General features: G+C 26.7%; 24 protein-coding genes. 2 read left to right on the top strand and 22 right to left on the bottom strand.

The features are described from left to right. From B2W91_RS13975 to B2W91_RS13905, 15 genes are all read right to left on the bottom strand, one after another. The coding region (locus tag B2W91_RS13975; RefSeq protein ID WP_291581999.1) for a hypothetical protein at positions 1-359 on the bottom strand (359 nt) is incomplete at its 3' end. A gap of 110 nt (positions 360-469) precedes the next feature. Further along, the gene (locus B2W91_RS13970) at positions 470-3,559 is read right to left on the bottom strand and encodes a GNAT family N-acetyltransferase (protein WP_291581996.1); all 3,090 of its coding nucleotides are present in this window, start codon (positions 3,557-3,559) and stop codon (positions 470-472) included. A gap of 16 nt (positions 3,560-3,575) precedes the next feature. Further along, positions 3,576-5,012 carry a serine hydrolase gene (locus B2W91_RS13965; protein WP_291581994.1) on the bottom strand — a complete coding sequence of 479 codons (1,437 nt, stop codon included), beginning with the start codon at positions 5,010-5,012 and terminating at the stop codon, positions 3,576-3,578. A 21-nt stretch (positions 5,013-5,033) separates the two neighbouring features. Further along, a complete protein-coding gene (locus B2W91_RS13960) occupies positions 5,034-5,429 on the bottom strand; it encodes a GNAT family N-acetyltransferase (protein ID WP_291581992.1) in 396 nt (131 codons plus the stop codon). A 241-nt stretch (positions 5,430-5,670) separates the two neighbouring features. After that, positions 5,671-6,348: a class I SAM-dependent methyltransferase gene (locus B2W91_RS13955; RefSeq protein WP_291581988.1), complete on the bottom strand. Its 678-nt coding sequence runs from the start codon at positions 6,346-6,348 to the stop codon at positions 5,671-5,673. A gap of 1,130 nt (positions 6,349-7,478) precedes the next feature. Beyond that, positions 7,479-8,234 carry a PHP domain-containing protein gene (locus B2W91_RS13950; RefSeq protein ID WP_291581986.1) on the bottom strand — a complete coding sequence of 252 codons (756 nt, stop codon included), beginning with the start codon at positions 8,232-8,234 and terminating at the stop codon, positions 7,479-7,481. A gap of 26 nt (positions 8,235-8,260) precedes the next feature. Then, a complete protein-coding gene (locus B2W91_RS13945; RefSeq protein ID WP_291581984.1) occupies positions 8,261-9,112 on the bottom strand; it encodes an STM4011 family radical SAM protein in 852 nt (283 codons plus the stop codon). A 5-nt stretch (positions 9,113-9,117) separates the two neighbouring features. Next, positions 9,118-10,437 (bottom strand): STM4012 family radical SAM protein, encoded by a 1,320-nt coding sequence (locus B2W91_RS13940; protein WP_291581981.1) that lies wholly within the window; start codon positions 10,435-10,437, stop codon positions 9,118-9,120. Positions 10,438-10,462: 25 nt separating this feature from the next. Further along, positions 10,463-11,311: an STM4013/SEN3800 family hydrolase gene (locus B2W91_RS13935; protein ID WP_291581978.1), complete on the bottom strand. Its 849-nt coding sequence runs from the start codon at positions 11,309-11,311 to the stop codon at positions 10,463-10,465. Between the two features lies 1 nt (position 11,312). Further along, positions 11,313-12,437, bottom strand: coding sequence for an STM4014 family protein (locus tag B2W91_RS13930; protein ID WP_291581975.1), 1,125 nt, complete (start codon positions 12,435-12,437; stop codon positions 11,313-11,315). Between the two features lie 2 nt (positions 12,438-12,439). Then, positions 12,440-13,309 carry an STM4015 family protein gene (locus tag B2W91_RS13925; protein WP_291581972.1) on the bottom strand — a complete coding sequence of 290 codons (870 nt, stop codon included), beginning with the start codon at positions 13,307-13,309 and terminating at the stop codon, positions 12,440-12,442. A 182-nt stretch (positions 13,310-13,491) separates the two neighbouring features. Continuing rightward, the gene (locus B2W91_RS13920) at positions 13,492-13,944 is read right to left on the bottom strand and encodes a DUF2262 domain-containing protein (RefSeq protein WP_291581968.1); all 453 of its coding nucleotides are present in this window, start codon (positions 13,942-13,944) and stop codon (positions 13,492-13,494) included. Between the two features lie 75 nt (positions 13,945-14,019). Continuing rightward, the gene (locus B2W91_RS13915; protein ID WP_291581966.1) at positions 14,020-14,433 is read right to left on the bottom strand and encodes a hypothetical protein; all 414 of its coding nucleotides are present in this window, start codon (positions 14,431-14,433) and stop codon (positions 14,020-14,022) included. A gap of 70 nt (positions 14,434-14,503) precedes the next feature. Beyond that, positions 14,504-14,884: a GNAT family N-acetyltransferase gene (locus B2W91_RS13910; RefSeq protein WP_291581963.1), complete on the bottom strand. Its 381-nt coding sequence runs from the start codon at positions 14,882-14,884 to the stop codon at positions 14,504-14,506. A gap of 284 nt (positions 14,885-15,168) precedes the next feature. Continuing rightward, positions 15,169-16,044 (bottom strand): transglutaminase domain-containing protein, encoded by an 876-nt coding sequence (locus B2W91_RS13905; protein ID WP_291581961.1) that lies wholly within the window; start codon positions 16,042-16,044, stop codon positions 15,169-15,171. Between the two features lie 719 nt (positions 16,045-16,763). Here B2W91_RS13905 and B2W91_RS13900 point away from each other — a divergent pair. Further along, positions 16,764-17,801, top strand: coding sequence for a zinc-dependent alcohol dehydrogenase (locus B2W91_RS13900; protein WP_291581959.1), 1,038 nt, complete (start codon positions 16,764-16,766; stop codon positions 17,799-17,801). A gap of 167 nt (positions 17,802-17,968) precedes the next feature. On the opposite strand, the gene B2W91_RS13895 is transcribed toward B2W91_RS13900, so the two are convergent. The 7 genes from B2W91_RS13895 to B2W91_RS13865 all read right to left on the bottom strand — a co-directional run bounded on the left by B2W91_RS13895 (position 17,969) and on the right by B2W91_RS13865 (position 25,041). Then, positions 17,969-20,002, bottom strand: coding sequence for an FtsX-like permease family protein (locus tag B2W91_RS13895; RefSeq protein WP_291581956.1), 2,034 nt, complete (start codon positions 20,000-20,002; stop codon positions 17,969-17,971). Next, positions 19,992-20,756 (bottom strand): ABC transporter ATP-binding protein, encoded by a 765-nt coding sequence (locus B2W91_RS13890; protein ID WP_291581954.1) that lies wholly within the window; start codon positions 20,754-20,756, stop codon positions 19,992-19,994. The genes B2W91_RS13895 and B2W91_RS13890 overlap by 11 nt, the downstream gene beginning before the upstream one ends. 69 nt (positions 20,757-20,825) lie before the next feature. Further along, entirely contained in the window at positions 20,826-21,845 is a 1,020-nt protein-coding gene (locus B2W91_RS13885) for a sensor histidine kinase (protein WP_291581952.1), read from the bottom strand. Continuing rightward, the gene (locus B2W91_RS13880) at positions 21,838-22,557 is read right to left on the bottom strand and encodes a response regulator transcription factor (RefSeq protein ID WP_291581951.1); all 720 of its coding nucleotides are present in this window, start codon (positions 22,555-22,557) and stop codon (positions 21,838-21,840) included. Before B2W91_RS13880 ends, B2W91_RS13885 begins: the two co-directional genes overlap by 8 nt. A 201-nt stretch (positions 22,558-22,758) precedes the next feature. Continuing rightward, positions 22,759-23,733 (bottom strand): DUF4367 domain-containing protein, encoded by a 975-nt coding sequence (locus B2W91_RS13875; protein WP_291581949.1) that lies wholly within the window; start codon positions 23,731-23,733, stop codon positions 22,759-22,761. Between the two features lie 2 nt (positions 23,734-23,735). Beyond that, entirely contained in the window at positions 23,736-24,293 is a 558-nt protein-coding gene (locus B2W91_RS13870; protein ID WP_291581947.1) for a sigma-70 family RNA polymerase sigma factor, read from the bottom strand. Positions 24,294-24,522: 229 nt separating this feature from the next. After that, the gene (locus B2W91_RS13865; RefSeq protein WP_291581946.1) at positions 24,523-25,041 is read right to left on the bottom strand and encodes an SF0329 family protein; all 519 of its coding nucleotides are present in this window, start codon (positions 25,039-25,041) and stop codon (positions 24,523-24,525) included. 175 nt (positions 25,042-25,216) lie between these two features. Between B2W91_RS13865 and B2W91_RS13860 the strand changes: the two genes are divergently transcribed. Next, complete coding sequence (locus B2W91_RS13860; protein WP_291581945.1) at positions 25,217-25,774, top strand: D-glycero-alpha-D-manno-heptose-1,7-bisphosphate 7-phosphatase; 558 nt, start codon at positions 25,217-25,219, stop codon at positions 25,772-25,774. The last annotated feature ends 944 nt before the right edge of the window (positions 25,775-26,718 follow it).

Raw genomic sequence — 26,718 nt, 5'->3', positions numbered from 1 at the left:
CAAGCTTTTATGATTTCTAAAAATTTTTGAGAACCGTCCCCTATTATTACAAATATTTCCCCTTCCATATGCTCCATGAAAAGCCACTCAGTTCCATCTTCAAGTTTACCGAAACTTAAAATTTTAGGAACCTTAATACTACTTCCATCAAGAAGTTTTAATGAAGCAACTTCTCTATTCCATCTATTCTTTTTATAATAAATCTTAAATACTCCTATTATCTCATCTTCATTTCTCACACTGTAAACCAGATGTCTTTTAAGCTCATGATTTCCTATAGGTGTTATTTCTACATCTTTATTTAGTGATTTTGAAATTATATCTTTGATTTTATTATCTGAATAATTTAATATATCCATTTTTTCCTCACCATCACTTTAGCAAAACTATATCTTATAGGAACGATTCTCAAGCTTTTATGATTTCTAAAAGTTTTTGAGAACTGTCCCTTATTATTAATTCTTCAAGTTTAGAATCTTATATTTTTTAAGTCTTTTAAAAGTTCATCTTCTATATAATCTTCAGTAAATATATAAAAGTCTGGAGAAGTAAATTTAGCTATACCTTCTTCAATATTTATATGTCTTAAAATTAAAGCAGTAGTATCATGCATATTTATAAATCCAATACCTTTTGCTTCATTATGATTTAAATAAAGTTGAATTTTATCCTTTAGATTATTAGTTCCATATAGTATTGAATGTTCAGTTGGAATGTCCATAGCTTCTACTCCTACTTTATACTTATTAAATTTTCCTTTTATATTCTTTATCTTGAGCCAATTGTTTTTGATATTCTCATCAAAGTTAAAGAATGTAAAACTTTCAAAGGGTTCAGTTTTCATAAATCCACCTGTATTTTGAAGTATTTCTGCTGTATGACATAATACTGGTACTCCAGGCAGCATTAAGTAATATTGATTTATTACTAACCCCTTAAATCTCTTATGATTTTCTATATGAATATTTACTTTAATCCCCTGCCATTTATTATTGAAATTATCTTCTAAAGTAACAAAGCCTGCCTTAATATTTTCTTCTAATATTGATCTAAAGCTTAGATCTTCGGGCAGTGTTCCTATTCCTCCAAACCAAGGATTAAACCATGATTTTGGCGTTGGCTTTGGAAATGAACTTTCAAGAAAATCATGATTATTGTATTTTAACGAGTATAATACATGACTAAAAGTGTCACATGCTTTAATTTCCATGACACCATTATTCACAGAGTGAATTCTATGTCCATTCTCTTCAACTATTTTTGATTCACATAAATTATCTTTAATTTTAAATACCATCTTATATTCTTCTGAATATAAGCTTTTAGAATCTAATTCTAATTTGACAATATCTCTATCAATATTATTCTTAAAAGGAATTTCAAATTCTGTATGAAAAATTTTATCCTCTTCATTTAAATTTTTACTCTGCTTTTCAAAATTGTTATACTTAGAAATAATTGAATACTCACCATCTAATCCATAGTTTTGGTATTGATTAAGCTTAAGTATAAAATTTTCTTTTACAAAAGGATTTCCTTCATTTATAGCCATTTCAAAGTCATTATTAAGACATAAAAATTTATCATCATTTTTTCTTAAAGCAAAATTTCTAAAGCTTTTCCAATCTCTAAAAGTGTCTAATGCTATAAATACAGGTTTTGTTACTTTTTTCTCATAAGGTTTTAGTGTTCCAAGGTTATGCTCAAAATCAAATTTCCATCCGTTTAATTTAATTTTTAAATCTTCATGCCAAAATATCCCTATACTTTTTTCAATATTTCTAGTATATATCCAATTTTCTGTTAGATCATCTAAATTAAAGTCTTCTCCCCAAACGGCTCTTGGATCTGTAACTTCAACAAATTTATTTTTTATTGGTAAAATACCATTAATTAATTTCATAAATAAATTGTTGCACAAGAAAATGTCACTAGTTGTTTCAACATCTCCATCGTTATATATTTCGTAATGATACTCCACTATTCCATTTTGAGAAAGCTTTAATATAAATTCTACTTTTATATTCTTAAAGATTTCAGATGCATAGGTTATTTTCAAAACTATTTTTTCTTTCTCTTCATAATGCTCTATGCTGCTAGGTCGGCTGCTAGAAAATTCTTCTGAAAAAGGCCTTCCTAACATTGGATAGAACAAAATAAATCTAAAATCATTCATTTCAAAAGATTCTATAGATATATTATTTTCCTCATCTAATTTCAATGAATAAGGTCCATTACAAATCATATAGGAATCTTCAGTTTTACTGCCAAACCTGCCTTCTCTCCCTTTAAAAGGTACAGCTAAAGATTTCATAAATACCATATCTTTTTCATCTTTAAATTTAGCCTTTACTTCAGTTAATTCATTATAAAAATTAAAGTTATTTAGTATATATTCTAGTTTTAAAGACCTTCTCTCATTTGGTTTCATATATATACTTATTTCTTTATCCATAAATTTAATAGATTCATTATTTTTAAGGGCAACCTCAAAGGTAGCCTCTTTTTTATAATTATTTTTTATATCTAAATATAAAAATTCTTTAACATCTTTATAACATTCTCCTGTTGGAATCTTCAAAGATATATCTGCTGGATATTGTGAATCTATACCTATTTTAAACTCTATTTTCTTCTCATTCACCAAAATTTCTGATATTACAGATGGATAAGTCCCTAAAGAAGGTACTTTATCTTTAAGTTCCTCAACCATAAATTCACTCTCAATTACTTCTCTATCTAAAACTTCAAATTCACCATTAAATGAATATTTTATATTTTTATCATCTAAGCCCTGTATTTTAACATTTAAAGAAGCTTTTGATTTGTTTAAAATTTCGTATTTAATCTTATATTTCTGACCAAATATAAGCTTTTGATCTTCTATATTTACTTTTATTGAATAATCTTCTGTTTCAACTGTTCTAATACCCCTGCTTTTATTTTCAAGCTGAACCTTTAATGACTTTTCTTCTTTTTCCCAGTAATATTCATAATAAGTGAATCCATTCTCTTCTACACCATCTGGTTCCATATCTATAGTTCTCTTTAAATCACTATACCAGTTCACATTTTTAAAATATTCTTTAAACGCCTCTGTATTCAATACTTTCGGAATAAAATTCATAAGATGAGTAGTATCATCTCTCTTTTCTAAAAAGAATCCGCATCTTTTATAAAGTGGAAGAGATTTTGTATTCCCTGGCCATGTAAAAAGATCTAACCTTGGCCATTCTAGCTCTGTAGTCCTTTCTACGCATTTACATACTAAAGCTTTTCCAATGCCCATTCCATGAAGATCATATCTTACATTTAAAAGTCTTATATAAAGAGTGTTCTCATCATATTGATATTTAGAAAAGCCACAATACCCTACTACATCTTCCCCCTTTAATGCTAAATAAGTATTTATATCTGTGATGCTTTCATGTTCTTTTAAAATACTCTCTTCCGTTTCTGTACCATTATTTCCATTCCAACCTTCAGTACTTCTTCTCCACATATCTGCTATAGATTTTGCGTAAGAGTTATCGTATTCTACTAATTTTATATTTTCCATATATAGCCCCCCATTTTTACTGAATTTCTTTAATTAATTCTTCTATTTTCTTTTTAACCTTTATATTATTAGGATCTAATTCCATTGATTTTTTATAGTTTTCTAAGGCAAGTTTTTTATCTCCATAAAGTAAATACATTTTACCAAGATTATAATAAAGACTTGATGATTTTGGAGATATTTCAGTGGAAATTTTCATAAGTTCAATTGCCTCTTTCACTTTTCCTATGCCCACTAATTCGTAAGCAACAAATTTAAATTCATCTTCAATAAAATTATATCTATCGAATGAATCCTCTTTTATTGAAGAATATTCTTTTAATGCTGTTTCAAAATTATTCTCAAACAATTTTTTTGCCATATAGTGTGCAAGAGATTGTTTTACATATTGAACTTCTTCTCCTAAAAGTATGTCTAAAATAGCTGTACAAAGAAGTTTAAGTCCAATATAATCTGAATTAGTCATAACAACTAAAGACATACCTCGCTCAGGCAGGATAATAAAATTACTTCTAAATCCTGTGTCTAATCCGCTGTGAGATCTCACCTTATTTCCTTTGTATTCCCCCAAAAACCATGCTAGCCCAACTTCTGAAGTGTATCCTCCCCAACCGGTAGAACCATTATTACGCCAAAGTTCTGAATAACTGTGATTTTCTAATATTCTCTTTTCTCCAAATACTCCACTATTCATATTGGCAATAGCATAGTTACACATTTCAACCACATTGGAACATAGGGTAGAACTTGGACCATGAGCACGATTATAAGGAAATACCTCGCCTACTACTCCACCGTATCCATTTTCAACTCCAATAATATGAGGTGTTGCAAGTAATTCTTTTGAAACATCAGGATTAAAAAAGTTACTTTCTTTCATTTGAAGAAGTTCCAAAATATTTGTTTTCATATATTCTTCAAAAGATAATCCTGAAACCTTTGCAATAACATCCCCTAGAATCTCAAAAGCAATATTGCTATAAGCAAATCTTTCTCCTGGTTCCCACATTAATTCTTCATTTTTAATACTTTTAACATATTTCTCTAGTGCATCTTCATCATATTGAGGTTTATCCCATTCATAATCATCTGCATCTGGCATGCCTGACATATGACTCAATAGTTGTCTTATAGTTATATTCTTATACCTATCATCTCTAAGCTGAAAATAAGGTAGATATTCTGTTAAATGCGAATCCAATTTAATCTTACCCCTTTCTACTAGCTGCATTATTCCTGTAGCTACAAAAGTTTTTGAAACTGATGCCATGTGAAAAAGTGTATTTTCATCAACTAGTTCCTTTGTATCAACATTCTTCATTCCAAATCCTTTAGTGTAAAGAATCTCATTATCATAAACTACTCCTACTGCTAATCCTGGAACATTTTCTTTCTCTACATATTCATTTATTATCCTGTCTAAATTTTTTATTATTTTATTTTTAATCTCCATAATCTCTCTTCCTCTCTTTATCTATTCCCATCTAAGTAGCCCTATAAAACCATTGCTATTTCTATCAAATCCAAACTTATTGTAAAAGGACTCTTCCGATGGCTTTGTTATTAAAACTGGATTTAATTTATTTTCATTAAGCAATTCCATCATATTCTCAACGATTTTAGTTCCTATTCCTTGTCCCGGATATTCTTTATGAACTAATAATCTTAAAATATATGCATGTTTAATACCATCAGAAAGTATTTGAACAAACCCAATTAATCTGCCATTGTCATCTCGGGCTGTTATCCATCCCCAAGATAGTTTTAACGAATTCTCTAATTTATCTAACTCCTTTATTCCCCATCCTATAGTACTTAGTAATTCATTTAATTCCACTAAGTCTATTTTTTCATTTCTTTCAATTTTCATATTTTTCCTCCTAGCTTATAACCTTTACTTGTCAATTTATATGCTTATGAATTCTCACTTTTAAGGATTGCCATTATTATTCCATCCTCTAATTTGCCTTTTATTAGATTCCGTTCTCTTAAAATACCTTCCTGTTTAAAATTTAAGAGCCATCCCTACAAATTCTAATAAAATATTTAACTTATGACTTTTCACTTCTGCTATCTCTAAGATATAATTAATTTTTATTTTCAACTTCTCTCTATTTGTTAGCTACAAAAATTACAGCCTCATTTTCTTGATATATATATTCTGCATTTGAGAATCCTGCTTCATAGAATAATTTCATTTGAGTTTTAATAGAAAAAGGAATATCTATGTGATAACTTCCATTTTCATTTTTTTCTACAAGCTCCATCTTTTTATGATATTCTAATAAAAATTGTTCTTCTTTCTCTTTTGAAACTACATAGTCACCTTCAATATACTTTCCACCATCTTTTAATGAATTTCTTATTTTTTTGTAAAGTTCTAGTTTTTTGTTATAAAGCAAGTGATGCATTGTCATAGATGACATTACATAATCATAATAATTTTCTTTAAACGAAAAATTTAAATATGAGTCAATAATTAAATTAATTTGATCGATATATTTTTCATATTTCTTTTTTAATTCTAATAGCATTTTTTCTGAAACATCTATTGCTATAATTTGCGCCTTTGGAGCTTTATTCAAAATATCTTTAATTTCTGCCCCTGTTCCACAGCCTAAATCTAAAATACATATTTGTTCTTCTGTTGCATCTATAGATTCTGAAAGTTTTTTATAAAATTCATCAAAGCTTTCAATACATTCTTTCATATGATCATCATAACCACTTGATCTTACATTAAAAAATTGTGACATTTCTTCCGGTTGCTTTATGATATTATTCTCCACAGTCATCACTCCATTTCTTACTAGTTATAAAATTTTGAGAACCATCTCTACATTTAATAAAAAAATTAAGGATGCAGATGAACACACTATTCATCTACATCCTTTAAATTTCATACTACATATATCTACTGTAATGTTAAAGGTACAACTTTTTCACCATAGTTAAAGCCTATGAGCTTTAGACCTATTTCCCTATGATAATGGTATAAATATATAGTAGAAATACTATTCACTATATACTTAAATCCAATTTTGCACTTTAAAATTTTATTGCCAACTGCCTAAAAATCCTTACAAAATAAATTTCTTTATCCTCTATAAGATTATTAGATTTAATTATGACAATTTACAATTGATATATATATTTAGGCATCTTCAAAAATTAATTCGCCATTATTGTACAAAATATCGCACATTTTTGACTAGCTATTTATACTAAACGCCTTATTTAAAATAAAAAACTGTGTTATCAAAAACAACACAGCTCTAATTTCAAATTATTATTAAATAAGTTAAAGTTAATAAGTCATTATCCTCTAATAGCTAAATTCTACAAAATTAGCTTTGTAATTCATAGTATTAGTATTAGTTTAAATAATAATTATCCTCTATATAACTTACTTCAATATGAATGAAAATTAAAGAATTGTAATTGATGTTGTTCATCTATATAATTAAAATCTTAAAATCCATAGCAAACAAACCTATTTTTTAAAAAAGGTTAAAAAATTCTCGCTATAATTTTATTATCAGATTTTTTATTTACTAGAAGTATAACAACATACTCATCACCATTCTCCTTTCATTTCCAATAATTATATTGTAATATATTATTTACCATAATTCAATAATTAACTTATAATTTTAAGAATCTTTTATTAATTTAAATGTTTTTAGATAGGCCTCTTAATTTATCATCATTTAAAAACATATCCAAAATAAACATGTTCATCTATACACTTTTGAATATGTTTCTTCAATTTATAACTTTAGGCATATTCAAAAAATAAACAAGTCAGTATGCTAGACTATTTTGTGCCATACTGCGTCAGCAGAACCCATTGATAGCTCACTATCAACTGAACCTGCTTCCTTGTCTGACGCAAAATAGTCGTCCCATCTTTGACTTGTTATTTATTTTCATATGCCTTATTCAATATATTTTCTTTCAATATACCACACTTTTCTATTTTCTTTAGTGCCATAGTAAAATTACCTACATCCTTTGGTCTATGTGCATCGCTTCCTACAGAAAATTTCAAGTTTTCTATTTTGCTCATCTCTTTGATACACTTTATATTGGGATTTTTATGAAAATTATTTATCTCAATAGCAGTTTTGTTTTTACTAGCAGTTTTAGCTATAGCTAGTACATCTACATAAAAATTATCATTTATATGGGTAAGTATATCTATGTTATAATTTTTAACAGCTTTTATCATAGCTTCTGTATTTATATGTTCTATTTCTAAATGCATATCTTTGCTTATAATATTTTTTATAGAGATATTTCTTCTTTTCTCATTTCTTAAACTTTCTAGAAATTCTCTATAAACTATATCAAAATGGAATCCTACAAGTAAAATATCTAGCTCTTTTAAGATATTTTCATCTATATCTAAAACTCCGTCTTTATTCATAATATTTGCTTCAATGCCTAACAATATATTTATTTTGCCTCTATATTTTTCTTTCAAAAATTTTATTTCTTCTTTTATTTTTTTAAAGCTTCCAATATCTATTCCATACTCTTTATATCCTGGACCATGATCTGTTATGGCAATGGTTTTTAAGTTCTTTTTTATAGCACTTTCTATATTCTCCTCTATAGTACCAACACCATGACTATATTTTGTATGAGTATGATAATCATCTAAAATTTTCATAATATATTATAGTTCTCCTTCATACCTTAAGGCATTCTCCCTAGCAAACTCTTATTATAGTGATTTTCTAAATTTAAATTCTTAATATTTATATATCCCATAAAACAAGTACATATATTATTTTTACATACCGTAGCCTTTCTTATCTCATTTAAATCACCCTTATATAGGTTTCCTAAAATTACATTATCCTTATAACACCTATGAATTAAGCCATTTCCTTCTACCCAAAATACAGTATCACCTGCTTTACACTCTACACTTCTTGAGCTATAATTTTTCATATTTATATGATAAAGAGGGTCTATGTTTTCAATTTCTTTGATATCTTCTTTTGAATAATAATTTTTCACATCTTTATATGCATTTATCCACAAATAAGGTTTTTTATCCCCAAAATTGTCAATTTCTAATTTAAGCTTTTTTATATATTCTAAATTCTCCTTTATTCCAACAAAGCCTACGGTAAAATCAATACCTATTTCACATAGCTGTTTTACCTTTTCTATAAATTCTTGTAGCTTGACTTCCGTTGGATGATAGGTTGTCCATAATATTAGTTTTTCTTTATTAGCCTTGTATAACCAACTTAAATCTCCACTTAAATTAGTTTGAACTACTACTTCTTTTATATTACTTAAGCTACATAATTCTATAATGCCACTTTTATAATGTTCAAAGTTTAAAACTTCTCCTTTAGGAGCTAAAAAAACTTTAAATTCCTCATTACTATTTTTCATAAAATCTACAAATTTTTGAAATAATTTTTTATCCCTTTTTATTTTTTCTTCATTAATTTTATACTTTGAAAATGGGCAATATTCACATTTATAATTACAATATTTTAGACTATTTCTATAAACAATTGTATATGTCATTTTTTCTACTCCAAAAATTCATTAACTTTTTTATTAACTTCATTGGATATAAACAAGCATCCTATGGCATCAGAATATTTAATCCCCATATCTGTAGGATACAGTCTACTATTATTTGCCTCTAGAAAGCCTCCATCTATAAGCTCTTTTAATTCTTTAAAATCATCTATAGGGTATGTACTAAATCTTTCAAAGTACATATTAATATCTAAGCCACTAACTTTTAATATGGATTTTAAAATATATTTTCTTTTTATTTCTTCCTCTAATAAAACATATCCATATGTTGCAAAATAAAAATTTTCTTCACTTAAATAAGCTTCTATTATATTGTCTATATTACTTTGATTTACTGCATATTTTCTTGAATAATGAACATCTGAAATATAAGATCTTGCTCCACATCCTATACCTATCATTTCACTTTCTTGACAACTATAAGAAGGGTATAGCTTATTTTTCATATCTTCCCTTATAAAATTTCTCATAGAAGTTTGTATATACCCATTTTTGATAAGCAATTCTTTGCCGATATCATACATTTCCATCATCTTATTAAAATCTCTTTTATAGTTATTGTATAGTTTTGTTTTTTCTCTTATATATAATGGATATATAAATATTTCTTCCGGCTTATAGCTTATAACTTTTAACAATGAATCCTTCCAAGATTCTATATCCTGTGATGGAATTCCATATATTAAATCTAAATTTCTTATTTCTATGTCTTCATTAAATATTATATCTAAAGATTTTTCTATGCTTCCCATGTCTTCAAATCTATATATTTCTTTTAATTCACAGCTATTAAAACTTTGAATACCCATACTTATTCTATTTATATTATACTTTTTTAACAAATTCATATATTCTCTACTCATTGTTTTTGGTGATGTTTCTACTGAAAAAAATACATTTTTAAAGTCTATACTTAATTCATTAGCTAAAACCTTCAACAATTTTTCCATTAGATTTACACCTATTATAGTTGGAGTTCCCCCTCCAAATACAACCGCTTTAAATAAGGCTTCTTCTTTCATTTCTAAAACTTCTTTAATAGCTTTTATTTCCTCTATAAGTTTATCTACATACCTTATTATCTTCTCATTATTAACCGCTGTAGTAGAAAACAAATTACAATATCCACATTTTGAATTGCAAAAAGGTATATGTATATACAAAGTTAAATCCTTTGTTTTTCTATTTTTCCAAAGATTTTTTAAATCAATTTCCTCTTTAAAATCTCTATATGCTTTTTTATGTGGATATGAATATATATAATTTTTATATGGATCTTCATTAATATATGTTTTTAGGTTTTTCATTTTAAATTTACTCCTTTAAAAGCCCTTATAAAAAGAAGTGTTTATAAGGAATAGTCCATACTACTTCATGTGCCAAGTTATGACCTTCATATCCATCCTCACCATAACATGTTCCATGATCTGATGTGACTATACAAAAAGTTCTATTTCTTTTTTTCATATAATCAAATAAAGGCTTCAATGCTTTATCTACATATGAAAGAGCTGCTTGTTGGCTCTCTACACAATCAAACTCTGAAGCTAAAATATTCTTTTTAGCATTATATCCATCTTTATTATCCTTGTATTTGTCTAAATAAAAATAGTTTGGTCCATGTATTGCAGAAACATTTATAAATAAAAATACTCTTTCATCTTTTTCTAACTTTTCTAAGGTTTTTATTGCAAAGTCCACTTGATATTCTGTAGAATTTTTGTTTGTAACTCCAAATTTAGGATTCCAATAACTATATTCAAATAAATTTGGTAGATTGCTGCAAAGATTATTAATCTTACTGAAAAATATTACTCCACCTATACATATGGTCTTGTAATCTTTATTTTTAAGTGCTTCAATGAAATTGCCCTCCTCAAATAAAAATGTATTGTCTACATTAAAATCTCTTACCATTTGATTTTTCATAAAAAATAAATTTTCTCTTTTATTTAAAGGTACATACTCACTAGGTGTTGGTAAAAATCCTGAAAAAAAGCTCCAGTGGGCTGAATATGTAAAACTACCTGGAGAATGTCTTTTTTCAAAAGGTCCATCTTTGCATAAGTTAGGTAAATTACCTTTTAAATACTCAGTATTTGCTACATCATATCTTAATGTATCTAATGTAATAAATAAAATATCATCTTGTCCAACTATTTCATTCATATTTACTTTCATATTATCTATCTCCTAATTTAGCTATAGCGCTTTTGATTTCTTTATAATATATGTTTTTATCAGTTCCTATTAAATGATGTAATAAATCTCCAAAGGGATTTACATCTATTATATAGGGTTTATTTCTCTTACTCATCACTACATCAATCCCTGCCATGAATGAGTTCTCAAAGATATTCATTACTCCCTTTGATGCATTTTCTATAATATCTATGGTTTTGGTGTCCATAAACTCTTTACTTTCTTTTCTTTCATTTTTTAAATGTAAATTAGTTATAGGTGTTCTACTAAGTCTTGATAATAAATATTCTACCTTGTTATCTATTACTATAGCTCTTGTATCATATACTTTGTCTATATATTTAGCTTTTGGTATCCAAGCTTCTATATGAGCATCATTTTTTAATACCCAGTCTATCATTTTTTTTATTATTTCACTATCTCTATAGCAATTTACTTTATAGGTACTAAAAAATATATCTTCATTTTTTGAATAAGCTAAAGATGTATATATACACTCTTCATTTAGCCTTTTATTATTTGAATATGCAATTACACCTTCACTTCCTGATCCATGTCTTAACTTTATAAAACATTTTAAGCTTCTATCTCCTGTATCACTTTTGAACTGTTCATATGATTTATAGGATTTTAATTTTTCTGGTAGGTTAAAATTTTTTTCTTTACCACTTAAAAAATTATATGTATGCTCCTTGTCCATCATAATCAAACTTTCCTCAATGTTTATCATTGGAAAAACATTTCTATTGTGATTTAAAATATTTTCAATTTCTAAAAATACTTCTCTTACTCCCTCATACCACTGACTAGGAGCCACTATAGGACATCTTTCAAAGTTAATCTTCTCTATGTCTTTATTATTTAAAATTCCTTTTGATACACCCCTTTTCAAAAAGGATTTATAAATGTATAAATCCTTTTCTGGTGGTTCTATTTTTATTATTGTATTACTTGATAAATCCTTTTGTATGATACTTGAATCTTCTATTATTTCCTTCCATGGAATAACTTTATACTCGGTGATATCCATGTGCTTTAAGCAATCTACAAACGTGCTTATTCTTTTTCCCTTGGTATCTCCAACTAACAAAAATTTACTTTTCATATTTACTCCGTAATAAATGGAGATCTATATTCGTCATCATCATCAAAATATACATCTTCTTGGCTTAAAGAATATTCTATATCTAACTCTTCTAACTTTTCTTCTAATGCCTTTAGCATGTCCTCTTTTATATAATTATAAGTTAAATCTAATTCTTTTAAATGACTAACCTTTTCTATATTATCAAGTATTATTTTAGCTCCTTTATCTGTCAAGGTTCCTAAAGATAAATCTAACACTTCTAATTCTTCTATTATGTCCCCTTCAAATACCTTTTCGCATATTTCATCTTGTATTTCACTATTTTTAAGGCCTAGATATTTTAATTTAGGAAAGTTTTCTCTTTTTGTAAAAGGAATTATGTCTTCTATATTTGCATCAAATCCATAATTGCTATCTCCAAAGTATAGTTCTAACTTTTCAAGGTTTGGAAGTTCTCCTTCTATAATCTCTCCTATAGTATCCTTTGATGTTCCTCCTGATATTACAATTAACTCCTTCAAAGTTTCACTTTTCATGTTTTTAAGGCTTAGTTCTGTTCCGCCTTTAGCTGTAAACTTTTCTATATTAAAATTATTTATAAGTGGCGCTAAATTTCCATTTATTATCCAAGATATCTCACACTCTTCAAAATCCATATCTCCAAAATATATGCTTTTTAAATTTGTAAATTTCTCCTTATTATCAACTAGAAAGCTAACTATTTTATTAGCCTCATCATTAGAATCATCCCAAGCTTCTATCCAATTTCCTATTATCAATTCTTCATTTTCATAAGTACTATAATTGTCTAAGTACTCTTTTATTCTTACTGCTAGACTTTCAACCTCATCATCATAATCTAAGAAAAACTTTGTATCCTCTTTATTCATTACATTTCCCTCCATGTTTATTTCTTTCTGACAAAATATAATTTTATTTAAAACATACTAAAGCTATATTTTAAGAGCTCCTTAAAATATTTTATCATAAGATATAGGAAAAAATAACTAGTCAGTATACCCTGCAAAATAGCAGACCATACTAACTAGTTGTTTTTCTTGATGCCTCTAAATTATATATCTGCACTTATAATCTTTCTATCTTTTATATCTACGCTTATTCTATGCCCTAAAAATATCTCTCCATCATCATATTCTAAATTGATATTATCAATCTTTTTATTTACAACATCTATATGTATGCCAACTAATGTTATTCTATTTATAAAATCCTCAGGAGTAATCTCTTCTTCATTCTCATCAAGCCAAAAGTCATTTTTAAGCTCAATTAAATCACTTTCTTTTATTTCACTTTTTATAACTACATAATTATCTTGGATATAATTTATCTCTTTTTCTATATCTGTGAGAATTTCAGATAATTCCTCTTCTTTATTTTTCTCTGTCCCTACACTTAATTCTACTTTTTCACAATTAAACAAGATATTTGTTCTGTACCAGTATGTACCTAATTTAAGCATATCTTCATCTAATATAAAATCCTTTGATAAAATCTTAATTTTCATAGTATCTCCTCTATATTTATAGATGATTTATTTACTCTCTAGAATGAATTTATAGACTATCTTCATCTTTTTCTATCAATCCCACCAAAGCGAATATACCAAACATCCTTCCTCTAACTTTGGAGCAGCTTTAGGTTCGCCATACATATATCCCTCTCCTATATCATCCAATTGTAGTTCTTTTGTCCAGATTGATATCTCACTTTTCTCTTCCTTTGTAAGTATATATATTCTTTCTGAAAATGGCCATGTATTATCCAACTCATCATATTCCATTATCTCTACTAGAACATCTTGTACATTTACCTTATTTCTTATTTCTTTTAATATTAAATAAAATTTTTCTATTCCTGGATGCTCTAAAATATTACAGCCTATTGATCCTATGTCATCATTTCCTTCAAAAAAATCTTCTAATGAAACTATAGGTAATGATTCTCCTAGATTGTCTTCTTGTTCATATATTTTCTTTAATAAATTTTCTTTCATGCTTAACTCCTATAAGATAAATTCCTTTAAATTATATATTTTATGATTGGCTTTTAATTATTTTTTAAATTCATCTGCATTTCAATCGCATAGCATTATCAATTTTATCAAAGTTAAATTTCCTATAAAATTCATTTTTATCTGGAGTATGTGTGAGATAGATATTTGTATCTGAAAATTCTTCTATTAGCATATTCATTATATTTGTGCCAATTCCCTTATTTTGAAACTCCTCTAATACTAGAACATCATGTATGCTAGTATAGCAATAATAGTCAGATATAGCCCTTCCAAATCCAATTAGATTTTCATTGTTGTATGCCAAAATATAATAAGAATTTTTAAAAGCGCTATATATTTGTTCTTTTTCTCTTTTCCAATTAAAACTATTAAAGATATCTAAGACTTCATCAATATCAAAGCTTTCATTTACTAAATACTTTACTCTCATATTAGCTTTCCTTCCCCTTTAAATATTTAGTGGTCTAACATTTTTTTAATTTCTTTATATGCCATTTTCTATAATTCATAATTATGCGAATATTATGTAATAACAAATACTATTTTAACATTTAATATTTCTATATGCTACTTTCTCTTAGGGTAAAAAATAAGCACTGACATAAAAGTATAATTTTATGTCAGCACTTATAAATATGTAATTATTAGCTGTATCCTCTTTATTTTTCATTTAAAAATATGAGTTTTTAAGATGGTTTCTATAATTTTTATATATTATTGCAAAGTATTACATATAGGATAAGACTTTCTTTCCCATGTACGAGTGCTTTCTATTTCCTCATCTGATAAGTTAAGGAAGTAATCTGAACTTTCATTATACATATGTGTATATGTAGAATCCCAAGTAGCGTCTATGTGATAATAGTTACCGTTTATTTTAACTATGTTCCATGCATGTCCAAGTTTTTCTTTATCCGGTTCTTCTGCATCAATAATATCTCCAATAACAATCTTTGACTCTATATTAACAGCCTTTAAAAGCCTATTCATAGCCTGAGCATATCCTTTGCACATACTAAGTCCATTAATTAACGCACTATATTCATCATTATTTTTATCCCATGCCCCGGAATTAAGGGTATCCATATCATATTCGCAATTATTGACTAGATAATCATATAACGCCTTTTCTTTTTCATACTCTCCCATATCGCCAGTAATTGTATTTTTAACTATCTCCTGAACTTTTTCATTTACTAACTTTTCTTTTCTCTTTAATTCCTCCACGCTATCTACGTATCTAAAATCAATTTTTAAAAAAGTATTAAGTACAGCATATTTGGTAATTGTATATTCTTTCAAATTGCTATTAAGCGTTTCTAATACGTTCTCTTTCGCTATGTTCTCCATAGAATCGCCATAATAGTATATTTTTTCATCAAAATCTTTTACCTTTATAATTATAGAGCTGTCATAATTATTTATGGATTGTTTTACTATATTACAATACTCACTATAATTTTCAGCTTCTACTGAAGTTTTCCCAGCGAGTTCAATAGTAGCATCAAGCACCCTAAATATTTTATTACCTATCAATAAAAATAAAACAATAACTATAACTTCAAATAATTTCCCTAAACTTTTTTTCATCTTTAGTTCCTCTCCTTTAAATATATTTGTATATTTTCTATTTCAATTTTTATATTAAGTATATAAAATGTAAAATATTAACACAGAAAGCTGTAATTTATAATCATAAAAATTCCACTTTAAAACATAAAAGCAAATTTTAATACATATAAAGTAAATTTTATTATACAACAATTAAGTACCATAAGATTTTAACACAAAATATTGGAAAACTTAATAGAAACTTATTATATAAATAAATATTTACAATATGAAGCTATTAAATTTCTCTTTCAACTACCATATAAATTCTTAGAAACTACTAATAAAATTTTTAGTTAAAAATCATTAAAGAAATCACTTATTAAAGGTTGATTTCCATCATAATCGCCAATTATCCATCACCAATTCTTAATTGCTTAACTGTTCCTCGAGGTAATTAATTAAGGCATCTTCAAAAAATAATAGACCAGTATATTAGCCTATTTTCCATCATACTATGTCGTTGAAACCTATACATAGCGCACTATGAGCATGCCCTAACTTCTTGTCTGATGCAAAATATATGGCCCATCTTTAACTAGCTATTTTTTTCATATGCTTAAAATATACTAATATCTTTGGTCTATTATTTTCTTTTATATACCTAATATTTTTATAAATATGCAAAATTTAGTTAATTTTTCGTGGTTTATGTATTAAAATGTATTTATATTGACTTATTTAGGGGAGGTATTTTTATGAAAGCTTTTTATTTTTCTGATTTTAACAAGGTTGGATTGAGGGAAGTTGAAAAACCAACTATTGTAAATGATACTGACGTAATAGTCAAAGTATCTCTTACATCTCTCTGCGGAAGCGATGTTCATATAGTGAAGGGGGCTATCCCTTCAGAACCTGGCTTTATTTTAGGACATGAATATGTTGGTGTAATTGAACAAGTAGGAAGCTCTGTTAAGAACTTTAAGCCTAATGATAGAGTTATTGGTCCTCCTGCTCCATTTTGTAGAGTGTGTGAAAATTGTTTAAAAGGCAATTTTTCCCATTGTGTAAACGGCTCTTCTTTAAATGTTCATGGAAGTAAAAATCTTGATGGAGTACATGCAGAATATGTTAGGGTTCCATTTGCAGATATGTGTTTAAAACATGTACCTGATAATATAGATGATGAAGAAGCTGTAATGGTTTTCGACATACTATCAACCTCTTATTCAGCTGTAAAAAGAGCAAAAATAAAACCTGGAGATAACGTTGTTATAATGGGGGCTGGCCCTGTAGGTCTAAGTACCATTCTAACTTCAAAACTATATAGCCCAAATAAAATAATTTTAGTGAGTAGAAAAGACTTATTTAGAATGAATAAAGCAAAAGAAATAGGTGCTACTCATATAATAAATGCATCAAAGAGTGATGTTTTAGATGAAATATATAAGATTACAGAAGGCAAGGGAGCTGACGTTGTAATAGACGCTTCTGGTTCAGAGATAGCTATTCAACAAGCTGTAGAATGTGCTGGAATTGGTGCTAGAGTTTCTCTTATTGGTATAGGAGCAGATATACTTTTTCCATTATCAGAGATTTTCTACAAAAACCTTAATATAACCATGGGTCTTGGAGATTTAACCCTTGCTTCTGATCTTTTAAATTTAATAGCCTCTAAAAAGATAGATGTTAAACCGTTAATTACCCATAGAGTACGTTTAGATGAAATAGAGAGAGCCTACAATATTTTTGATAAAAGAACAGAAGGTGTTGTAAAAATACTTATAAGACCTTAATCTTCTTTTATAAGCAATAAACCTCAAAGTTAATAGAACATAAAACGTCTTTTTCTATTATTATGTTTGAATTTTCAGAAATTCAAACATAATAATAGATTAGATTTATAAGGTAATTTTTATATGTTTTACTGTATATATAAATAAAGCTCAAAATTACTTAGTTTTTATTTATAAGCTCTACTTAAATTATCAATAATATTATTTACATATTTTCTGCTTACGATAAAATAATATATTATCTGAACTGATAAATATGCTATAAATATATAACTGCAGTTAGCATATAACTTTATGGGCATATCCGTTATTTTAAATGATGTAAACAAATATGCGTAAGCTACAATTCCACCAAAAATTAATGGTGAGAAGAATATTACTTTAAGTTGATTATAAATTATATTTTTAAACTCCGCTTCTCTCATTCCAATCCTATACAATTTATTATATTTTACTTTTTCTTCTTCCATCTCTGTATACAATTTAAAATAAATTATTACAGATGATGCAATGAAAAATAAAAAACTAATAAATACTGCTAAAAAGTTAGAAAAATTTCCACCTTCAACTCTATTTTTATATATTTCAATATTTGAAAATAAAGAAAAATGCTCACTATATTTAGAGTATTCTTCTTTTAATCCTTTAGGTAGATTAGAGTTTTGATTTTGAAGCTCTACTTTAATCTTCTCCACTGTATCACCGGTTTTTCTCCATTCTTTAAATCCTAGCATGTTAAATTCACCAATATATTTTTTATCTATAGTATTTTTTATCTCATTATAATCTTCATCATTTAAAATAATCATATAATTGGACATTGGAAACTTAAGATAGTACACATTATCAGCTATAATGTTCTTAATCTTAAATTTTAAAGTGTTTTTGCTGCTTTCTAATGAAATAGTTGTATCCCCACTACAATTTTGTAATTCTCTATTGTAGCTTAAATTAGCTATAATTACTTCACCATTCTTCAATTGAATATTTTTTAAAAAAGAGTCTTGCTCAAACTCTTTAACTACATTATTAAAAACGCATTTATTAAGCTCTTTTTGTGATACTAAAGCTACATTATTATATCCACCAGATAAATTTCTTTCTTCAGTAATCAGTGATTCAGTGCTATACAATAAAAATGGTAATTTCATATTATCAACTATTGGAGTTTTACTTTCATTAATAATATCATTAATCTTTTCCGTAGATACATTGTTTATTCCTAAAACTTCACTATAACCTATATTATATGGGTACATTTCATCCACTGACCATACGGATATTTTCCCGATTGCATAAAAAATTCCCAATCCAAATATAGTAACTCCAATTAAAATGCTACATGAAAATATTATTCCTTTATTTCTATTAAATTTATGATGCATTTCATTATTAAATAATAAGTGGTTGTGATATATTTTATTATTCTTTTTTAAGAAATGTAATACTCCACTTCCAACCTGACCTATAATAAAATATAGTCCTATTAAGGAGCAAACTATAGATAATGGCAAGTATGGAATTATGTTCTGATCTGGATCGCCCATTGTATAAAATACAATCAAAATACCTGTAATTACAAAAATAATTCCTAATAAAAGTATCACTGGAGTATATTTTACAACCTTGTCACCTTTACGTCCTTCTTTTATAATTTCTGTTGGTTCCAATCTGTTCATAAAAATTATTAAAATAAGTAAAACCACTGTAAATATTAATAAAAATAGTATTGAAGTATTTACATAACTTTTAATATTAAAGTGGTGACTTATCCTATCAAATTTGGAAACTTTAACTGTTACTAAAAAGAAAAGCCTAGTGAAAATACTACCCGAAATTAAGCCCATCATTAAAGACAACATAGCAATAAGTATATTTTCAATTAATACTAATTTATTTAATTCCCATTTACTCATGCCGACTGTAATAAAAAGGCCAAATTCCTTGCTTCTAGATTTTATAAAATAAGTTTGAGTATATATAATAAAAAATACTGCAAACAGTGATACTACTAGTATTGCTAACCATACCACCGACATCATGGATATGTCATCTTTAATATATTCTATAAACTCCTCATTATAATTTAAATCCATCATCATAAATAAAATCATTATAGTAAAACTGTTACATAAAAATAAAGATAAATATTTTTTTATGTTATACCTAAAATTTTTATATACTACGTCCTTAAAAGTCACTAGCTTCACCTCCAAGAACAGCCATAAAATCTAGTATTTCATAAAAGAAATCTTTTTTACTCCCCTTTTTGACTATCTCAGAGTGTATCTTTCCATCCCTTATAAAAATAACTTTTCTACAAAAACTTGCTGCAAAGGCATCATGGGTTACCATAAGAATTGTGCTGTTATTTTTTTCGTTGATTTCCTGAAAGCATTTCATAACTAAATTAGAAGACTTAGAATCTAAATTTCCTGTTGGTTCGTCTGCAAATATAATGTCTGGATTATTAACTAATGCTCTAGCCATAGCAGTTCTTTGCATCTCCCCTCCAGATACATTATAGGGATATTTGTCCATAACTTTTTCTAGTCCAATAGTTTCTATAATCTTCTTAGAAACTTCCTCCATATCTTCTATAGGTCTTTTTTCTAACACCATTGGCAATAAAATATTTTCTCTTAAAGTCAAACTATCCATTAAATTAAAATCTTGAAAGATAAATCCCATAGTTTTTCTTCTAAATTTTGTAAGCTCATCACTAGAAAATGTATTTAAATTTTTACCTAAAAAATTAATAGTTCCTGATGTTGGCATACTCATACCACTTAACACATTAAGTAGTGTTGTTTTTCCACTGCCAGAAGAACCCATAATAGCTGCAAATTCCCCTTTATTTAATTTAATATCTATACCTTGTAATACCTCTGTCTTTTTTGTGTTTTTATCTCCTCCATATATTTTTTTAACTTTATTTGCTTCAAGTATAACCATAGTACCATCCCCCTCATCATCTTCATTTTAGTACTAATAAACATATAGAGAAATCGAAAGAGGTTAAATTTATCTTACATTTACCTTACGCCTATATCTTATGCTGACAACAGTGCCAGCGCCAACTTTTGATTCAATAGTTATCTTTTGATTAAGTTTCTCAGCCACAATTCCACACATATATAGTCCAATACCTGTAGAATTTTTATATATACGACCATTTTCTCCAGTAAAAAAAGCCTCAAAAATCCTATCCATATCATAATCAGGTATTCCAATACCTTCATCAACTATTTTAAGTATTACAAACTCTTCTTCTTCCTCAATTTTTAATGTAATGTATTTAGGTGATTCTTTACATGCAGAATATTTTATTCCATTAGATATAATCTGTTCTATAATAAATTCATTCCACTTTTTATCTGACAATACGAAAATCTCTTTTTCCTCTATTTCTATTTTTGGAAATACATTATTGTAAATGAAATAATTTTTATTCTTTTTAATTGCATTATTAATAGTACCCAATAAATCTACAGAAGTAGGAACATAGTCTTTAGAGAATTCATCTAATCTAATTAAATTTAATAAATTTTGGAGTCCGTCATATATGACCATATTTTCCTGTTTTAAAGAATTAATATCCACTTCCTTCAAGCTTCCATCTTTTTGTTTCTGCAATATTAAATCTATTATTGTTACTGGTGTTTTTAAATTGTGAATTAGTTGAGCTAAAAATTTGCTTCTCTTATTATTTTCTATATCAGCATCCTCTAGCTTCTGTATATACTTATTATGAATTTTATTTATTACTTCATAAATATCTCTTTGCTCATAAGTTGAAAGAACAACCTTCTGACTAGAATCCTCTACAAATTTTTCTAATTGAAAATTAAATCTGTAATATCTATACCACTCTATTAATAAATAAATTACAATTAGAAAGATAGTTATAATCATAGGATATAAAATTTCTACTTCATCCACTGTACTGTAATAAAATAAAAATATAAAAAATGTGTTACAAAGCAATATTATTATGGATAACAACTTGTCCTTTAAAAAATTATTTACTTTTCTCCTATTCAAAGCCTTCACACTTCCTGCTACAATTAATTTTATCTATATCAAGTTTATATCCAATACCTCTTTTAGTCTTTATAACATCGTTAAGACCTAAATCTTTTAATCTATTTTTGACCCTTGTAACATTTACAGTTAAAGTATTATCATCTACAAAAATACTATCTTCCCAAAGTTCAGATAACAATTCCTCTCTTCTCACTACCCTATTGTTATCAAGAAGAATCTTCACTATTTTAAACTCATTTTTTGTAAGCTCAATACACTTCTCATTGAAACATAATATCAAATTATCTTCATCTAAATATAAATTAGGTATATTATTTTCTTTTACAGCATCTTTATTATAGTGTTCATTTTCAATTCTTCTAAGTAATGATTTTATCTTTGCAATGAGAACATCCATAATAAAAGGTTTGGTAATATAATCATCTGCCCCTAATTCAAGCCCCATAACTTGATCCATAGCTGTATCTCTTGAAGATAATATAATTATTGGCACATTGCTTTTTCTTCTTAAAGCTCTGCACAGATAAAATCCATCATAATATGGTAAATTTATATCTAAAAGAATTAAATCTGGATTTTCTCTTTCTATATGTTCTACAATATTTTTAAAATCATTGCTTTCAATCGCTTCATAGTCATATTTAATTAATTCATCTTTAATCAATGTCCTAAGTCTTAAATTGTCCTCAACAATAAATATCTTATACATCAAAATCCCTCTCATTAATCTAGCATTTTATATTTTTTGAAATGCTGTATTTACTTCCCTATAATGGATTAATAACTAACATTTTCTAGTACCATTTTAGCATTTAATGTTTTTATATTACATATCTTTAATTCTAAAATGTCTATTAAATACAAAAATAGGTTATTAGCATTCGATAATAACCTATTTTTTAGAATATAATTATTTAATTGATTCTGCAAACTTTATTAATTCATCCCTTGTAATTCCTCTACTACTGATGGAATATATAACACCATTAGCTTCCCAATCAATTCCTTTACTATCAGATCTTACCCCATCAGACATTATGGCATCTGCTCCATTAATTTTTATTTCTTCTATATTACTACCATTAGATGAAAATCTAGTTTCTTCACAAGCAAATCTTTGCTGCATAAATATATGTTTTCCTGTTTTTTCATTATTAAAATATATGGTAATATATTTACTATCTTTTACAACTTCTGTCTTACCCTTAAAAAACTCTGCTCTATCAAATTTATATCCCTCTGGTAAATAACTAGGAAGAATAACATTGAAACAAGTGTATTTATTTAATTCATCAATATCTCTAACTTCTAATGTTCTTTCCTCTACTTCTCTAACAGTTTCTATTTCACCGGTTCTCATATCAAAATTATCTATTTCTTCACCATCAGCTGTATAAAATTTTTTCATTTCTTTTGTGAATATTTCTATCAAATTTCCATCCTTATCAAACAATTTTCCTTTTAATTTACGTGGAACAGGCATAGATTCTACTTCTAGCTTATGATCTTCATGTTCTACAAATTCAACATGTTCTAAAGATATAGATTTTATTATTTTTTCTACAAAACTTTGCGCAAAGGATGTTTGTGATAAAGTAATAGTTACAATACATGCAATTCCTAATCCTGCTAATCTTTTATATAACTTATTTCTTTTTGATCTCATAATAATATTTTCTCCTTTATACTGATTTATATTTTCAAGTAATTTCTTAAGCACCGCTTCTTTATTGCTCTCTTTACTGAAATCTTTATCTGCTAAAATCTTACCTAGTTCTAAAAGCTCATTGTATTCTTCAAAATCTGATTTACTATTCTTTTCTATACCATTAAAATAGGCATCTATTTCTGCAGAAAATTTATCTTCAATACTTTTCTTGCTCATATTTACTCCTCCCTTTCCAACTTCTTTTTCAACTTTTTCATGGTTCTATAAAGTATTACCCCAACATTGCTTTCTGTAATTTCTACTATTTCTGCTATTTCTTTATTTTTTAAATTTGCACCAAACTTAAGTGCCACAATATTTCTTTCCCTTGTATTTAAAGTATTTAAGGCCATTGAAAGTTTATTATTAGCCTCTGCTGTAAGAACCATATCTTCAGGTGTCTTTTCTCTTGATATTAGATCTTTAATACTATCTAGAGAAAATACTTTATGTTTTTTTACAGTTCTAAAATAATCATTTACTATATTTCTAGCTATAGCAAAAACCCATACTTCAAAGGGTGATTTACTTTCAGAATACATATCTATGTTAATCATTATTTTTTCAAAAACTTGGCTTGTTAGGTCTTCTGTTACATACTCGCTATTAACCCGATAGTATATATAGTTATAAATTCTCTTATAATAAAGCTTAAAAATATGAGCAAATTCTTCTTCATATAAATTTTCATTAATTTCTTCTTTATATAAAATATCATCCAACTCGAGTTGCTTCATCTTTTTAAACCCTCCTCTCATATTTTCTTTAGGTACCTAATTTCATATGTTAATACGGAAATACTTTTATTTCATTACACATATTTATAGTTATTTAATTAATTATTATTTCTTTCACTTCAACATTAAAATATATTTTTCCTTGTGCATTAAGCATAAAAAAGCCATATAAGCACTATTTTTTAGCACTTATATGGCTTTAGATTAAAGTCACCAACTACAATGTCTGTTAGGAAATTTTTATTCCTTCTGCTTCGCATCTTAACTTATAAAAATACTTAACTAATTCATGTTCTTTTTCTATTATATTTTTCATATTTTCTAAAGTTCTTTTTCCTACTCTCCTATCTATTAATGATAATATTTTTATTATCATATTTGTTGAATTTAAAGAGTGTTTTATAGGATTATTGAGATATTCTTCAACGGCATTAAAGAATTCATACTGCTCAAAAATACCTTCTTTATTTACTAATTGTCTTGCTTCTTCGTTTATCATTCTGCTTTCATTCGAATTATATACATCACGATCAATATATTTTGATCTTTTTAATTCTACTTCTTTTGTTCTTGTAGCAGCTTCTCCTTTGAGGCTACACATATTAAAAACTTCTTTCTTATCAACTGTAATATACGCTCTTCCCATTTCGTCATGGGCCTTTCTGTAATTTGTAACAAAGAATTCTACTCTACCCTTTAATGTTTCACATACAAAACTTTCTAAATACTTTTTAGTTTTACTCCACATAATACTCACTATCCCTAATATATTTATTTATTTTACAATACGCTAATATTCTTAAAAAGTAAATAATTTAATCTAAATTTATGATACCATTTATATTAGATTAGCATTTTAGAGTTCACATATAAAAAATTTTATTATTCTTGTATATTCAAAAAATATAAAGGAGATGTATATTATGGATATTTTAAATAAAGCAGTATTTTTAGATATGCAAGGTACTTTAGGTGGAACAGGGGTAGATGATATTAGAAGTTTTGATTTCTATCCTTTTTCAATTGAAGCTATCAAAAAATTAAATAAAAACGGTATTCTGTCCATTATTATAACAAATCAAAGTAATATATCAAGAGGCTATCTTTCACAAGAATACTTCGATAATAAAATGAATTTTTTAAAGAAAAGATTAAAAGAAGAAGGAGCATATATCGATGGTGTTTATTGCTGTCCACATACTCGAGAAGATAAGTGTAATTGTAAAAAACCATTAACAGGATTAATTGATATGGCTGTTCAAGATTTTAACATTGATTTAAAAAATAGCTTTGTAGTAGGAGACATGGGAATGTCGGATATTATTTTATCAAAGAAAATTGGAGCGAAAGGAGTTCTAGTATTAACAGGCACTGGTAAAGGAAGCTTAACAGAATTTAGAGATACTTGGATTAATTATGAAGCTGACTATATTGCTGAAAATGTTCTTGAAGCTGCCAATTGGATATTGAATCTTAAATAAATCTCATAATTTTTATCCTTTTTAAAAAAAGTATCATGTATAAAAAGGAACGTTCATGCCTTATCAAAATATTATATTAATTTTCACAGCAATATGACATATGACATGATTTATCTTAATACTAAAAATATAAACAAAAATGTTCCTTTATTTAATATTACTGCAGTTTGATTAAACTTAGTTTTTAAGTATTAAATTTCTACACATTCATTTTTACAAATTTATATTATAAATTGCAACCTTTAATTGCCAACTATCTTTATCTAATGTATCCATTGGCTCGTCCATTATAATTAATTATGATACTTCTATAAACTCTCTAATTTATAGAAACTTTTTGTTTTCACCTTCATATATATTAGTGATATAAATACATATATATGTATTTACTCTATGGCAAAGTTAAACAATGCTAGTTTTATGATATTACTTTTTCCTAAATAATTTTCTAAAGTACATCTTTAATAGAATTAATTAAAGAGTTTATAGTTTAATTTTATANNCTTGCATTCATATAAATCTTTAAAGTAATTAATTTCTTAATATCTCAACTTGCGAAATTTTACAATTCTTATACTTTTTATTATAAAATCGTTTTGAAAACAATTAGATAATATGAGATATAACCTAAAATAGCCATTAAATTACATGTAATTACTTGAAATATATTCAAATATATGGTATATTATGTACAAGCTAATGTTCTTATATTATATTTAATAAAATATAATATAAATAATTATTTTATTTTAGGAAGGGGGATATAAAATGAAAGTTTACGGAAAGAATAAAAAAACTCAAGTAGTACCAGCATATGTTTGGTATAACGGTGACCCTGAAGGATGTAGATAACAAATTTAAAATTACAGAATATTAAGATTTATTAAATAAAGAAAACACCATAGTAAGTACATGCTTTGGTGTTTTCTTTTTATAAAATAACT

The organism is Clostridium sp. UBA6640 (assembly GCF_002455975.1).
Classification (GTDB): domain Bacteria; phylum Bacillota; class Clostridia; order Clostridiales; family Clostridiaceae; genus Clostridium_J.
The sequence above is the reverse complement of the archived record's forward strand: the minus strand, read 5'-3'. Positions and strand labels throughout refer to the sequence as shown.

Bases quoted from the DNA above. Each gene is read 5' to 3' on its own strand.
- B2W91_RS13970 (WP_291581996.1), bottom strand. From the start codon at position 3,559: ATGGAAAATATAAAATTAGTAGAATACGATAACTCTTACGCAAAATCT.
- B2W91_RS13965 (WP_291581994.1), bottom strand. From the start codon at position 5,012: ATGGAGATTAAAAATAAAATAATAAAAAATTTAGACAGGATAATAAAT.
- B2W91_RS13960 (WP_291581992.1), bottom strand. From the start codon at position 5,429: ATGAAAATTGAAAGAAATGAAAAAATAGACTTAGTGGAATTAAATGAA.
- B2W91_RS13950 (WP_291581986.1), bottom strand. From the start codon at position 8,234: ATGAAAATTTTAGATGATTATCATACTCATACAAAATATAGTCATGGT.
- B2W91_RS13945 (WP_291581984.1), bottom strand. From the start codon at position 9,112: ATGACATATACAATTGTTTATAGAAATAGTCTAAAATATTGTAATTAT.
- B2W91_RS13940 (WP_291581981.1), bottom strand. From the start codon at position 10,437: ATGAAAAACCTAAAAACATATATTAATGAAGATCCATATAAAAATTAT.
- B2W91_RS13935 (WP_291581978.1), bottom strand. From the start codon at position 11,311: ATGAAAGTAAATATGAATGAAATAGTTGGACAAGATGATATTTTATTT.
- B2W91_RS13930 (WP_291581975.1), bottom strand. From the start codon at position 12,437: ATGAAAAGTAAATTTTTGTTAGTTGGAGATACCAAGGGAAAAAGAATA.
- B2W91_RS13925 (WP_291581972.1), bottom strand. From the start codon at position 13,309: ATGAATAAAGAGGATACAAAGTTTTTCTTAGATTATGATGATGAGGTT.
- B2W91_RS13920 (WP_291581968.1), bottom strand. From the start codon at position 13,944: ATGAAAATTAAGATTTTATCAAAGGATTTTATATTAGATGAAGATATG.
- B2W91_RS13915 (WP_291581966.1), bottom strand. From the start codon at position 14,433: ATGAAAGAAAATTTATTAAAGAAAATATATGAACAAGAAGACAATCTA.
- B2W91_RS13910 (WP_291581963.1), bottom strand. From the start codon at position 14,884: ATGAGAGTAAAGTATTTAGTAAATGAAAGCTTTGATATTGATGAAGTC.
- B2W91_RS13905 (WP_291581961.1), bottom strand. From the start codon at position 16,044: ATGAAAAAAAGTTTAGGGAAATTATTTGAAGTTATAGTTATTGTTTTA.
- B2W91_RS13900 (WP_291581959.1), top strand. From the start codon at position 16,764: ATGAAAGCTTTTTATTTTTCTGATTTTAACAAGGTTGGATTGAGGGAA.
- B2W91_RS13890 (WP_291581954.1), bottom strand. From the start codon at position 20,756: ATGGTTATACTTGAAGCAAATAAAGTTAAAAAAATATATGGAGGAGAT.
- B2W91_RS13880 (WP_291581951.1), bottom strand. From the start codon at position 22,557: ATGTATAAGATATTTATTGTTGAGGACAATTTAAGACTTAGGACATTG.
- B2W91_RS13875 (WP_291581949.1), bottom strand. From the start codon at position 23,733: ATGAGCAAGAAAAGTATTGAAGATAAATTTTCTGCAGAAATAGATGCC.
- B2W91_RS13870 (WP_291581947.1), bottom strand. From the start codon at position 24,293: ATGAAGCAACTCGAGTTGGATGATATTTTATATAAAGAAGAAATTAAT.
- B2W91_RS13865 (WP_291581946.1), bottom strand. From the start codon at position 25,041: ATGTGGAGTAAAACTAAAAAGTATTTAGAAAGTTTTGTATGTGAAACA.
- B2W91_RS13860 (WP_291581945.1), top strand. From the start codon at position 25,217: ATGGATATTTTAAATAAAGCAGTATTTTTAGATATGCAAGGTACTTTA.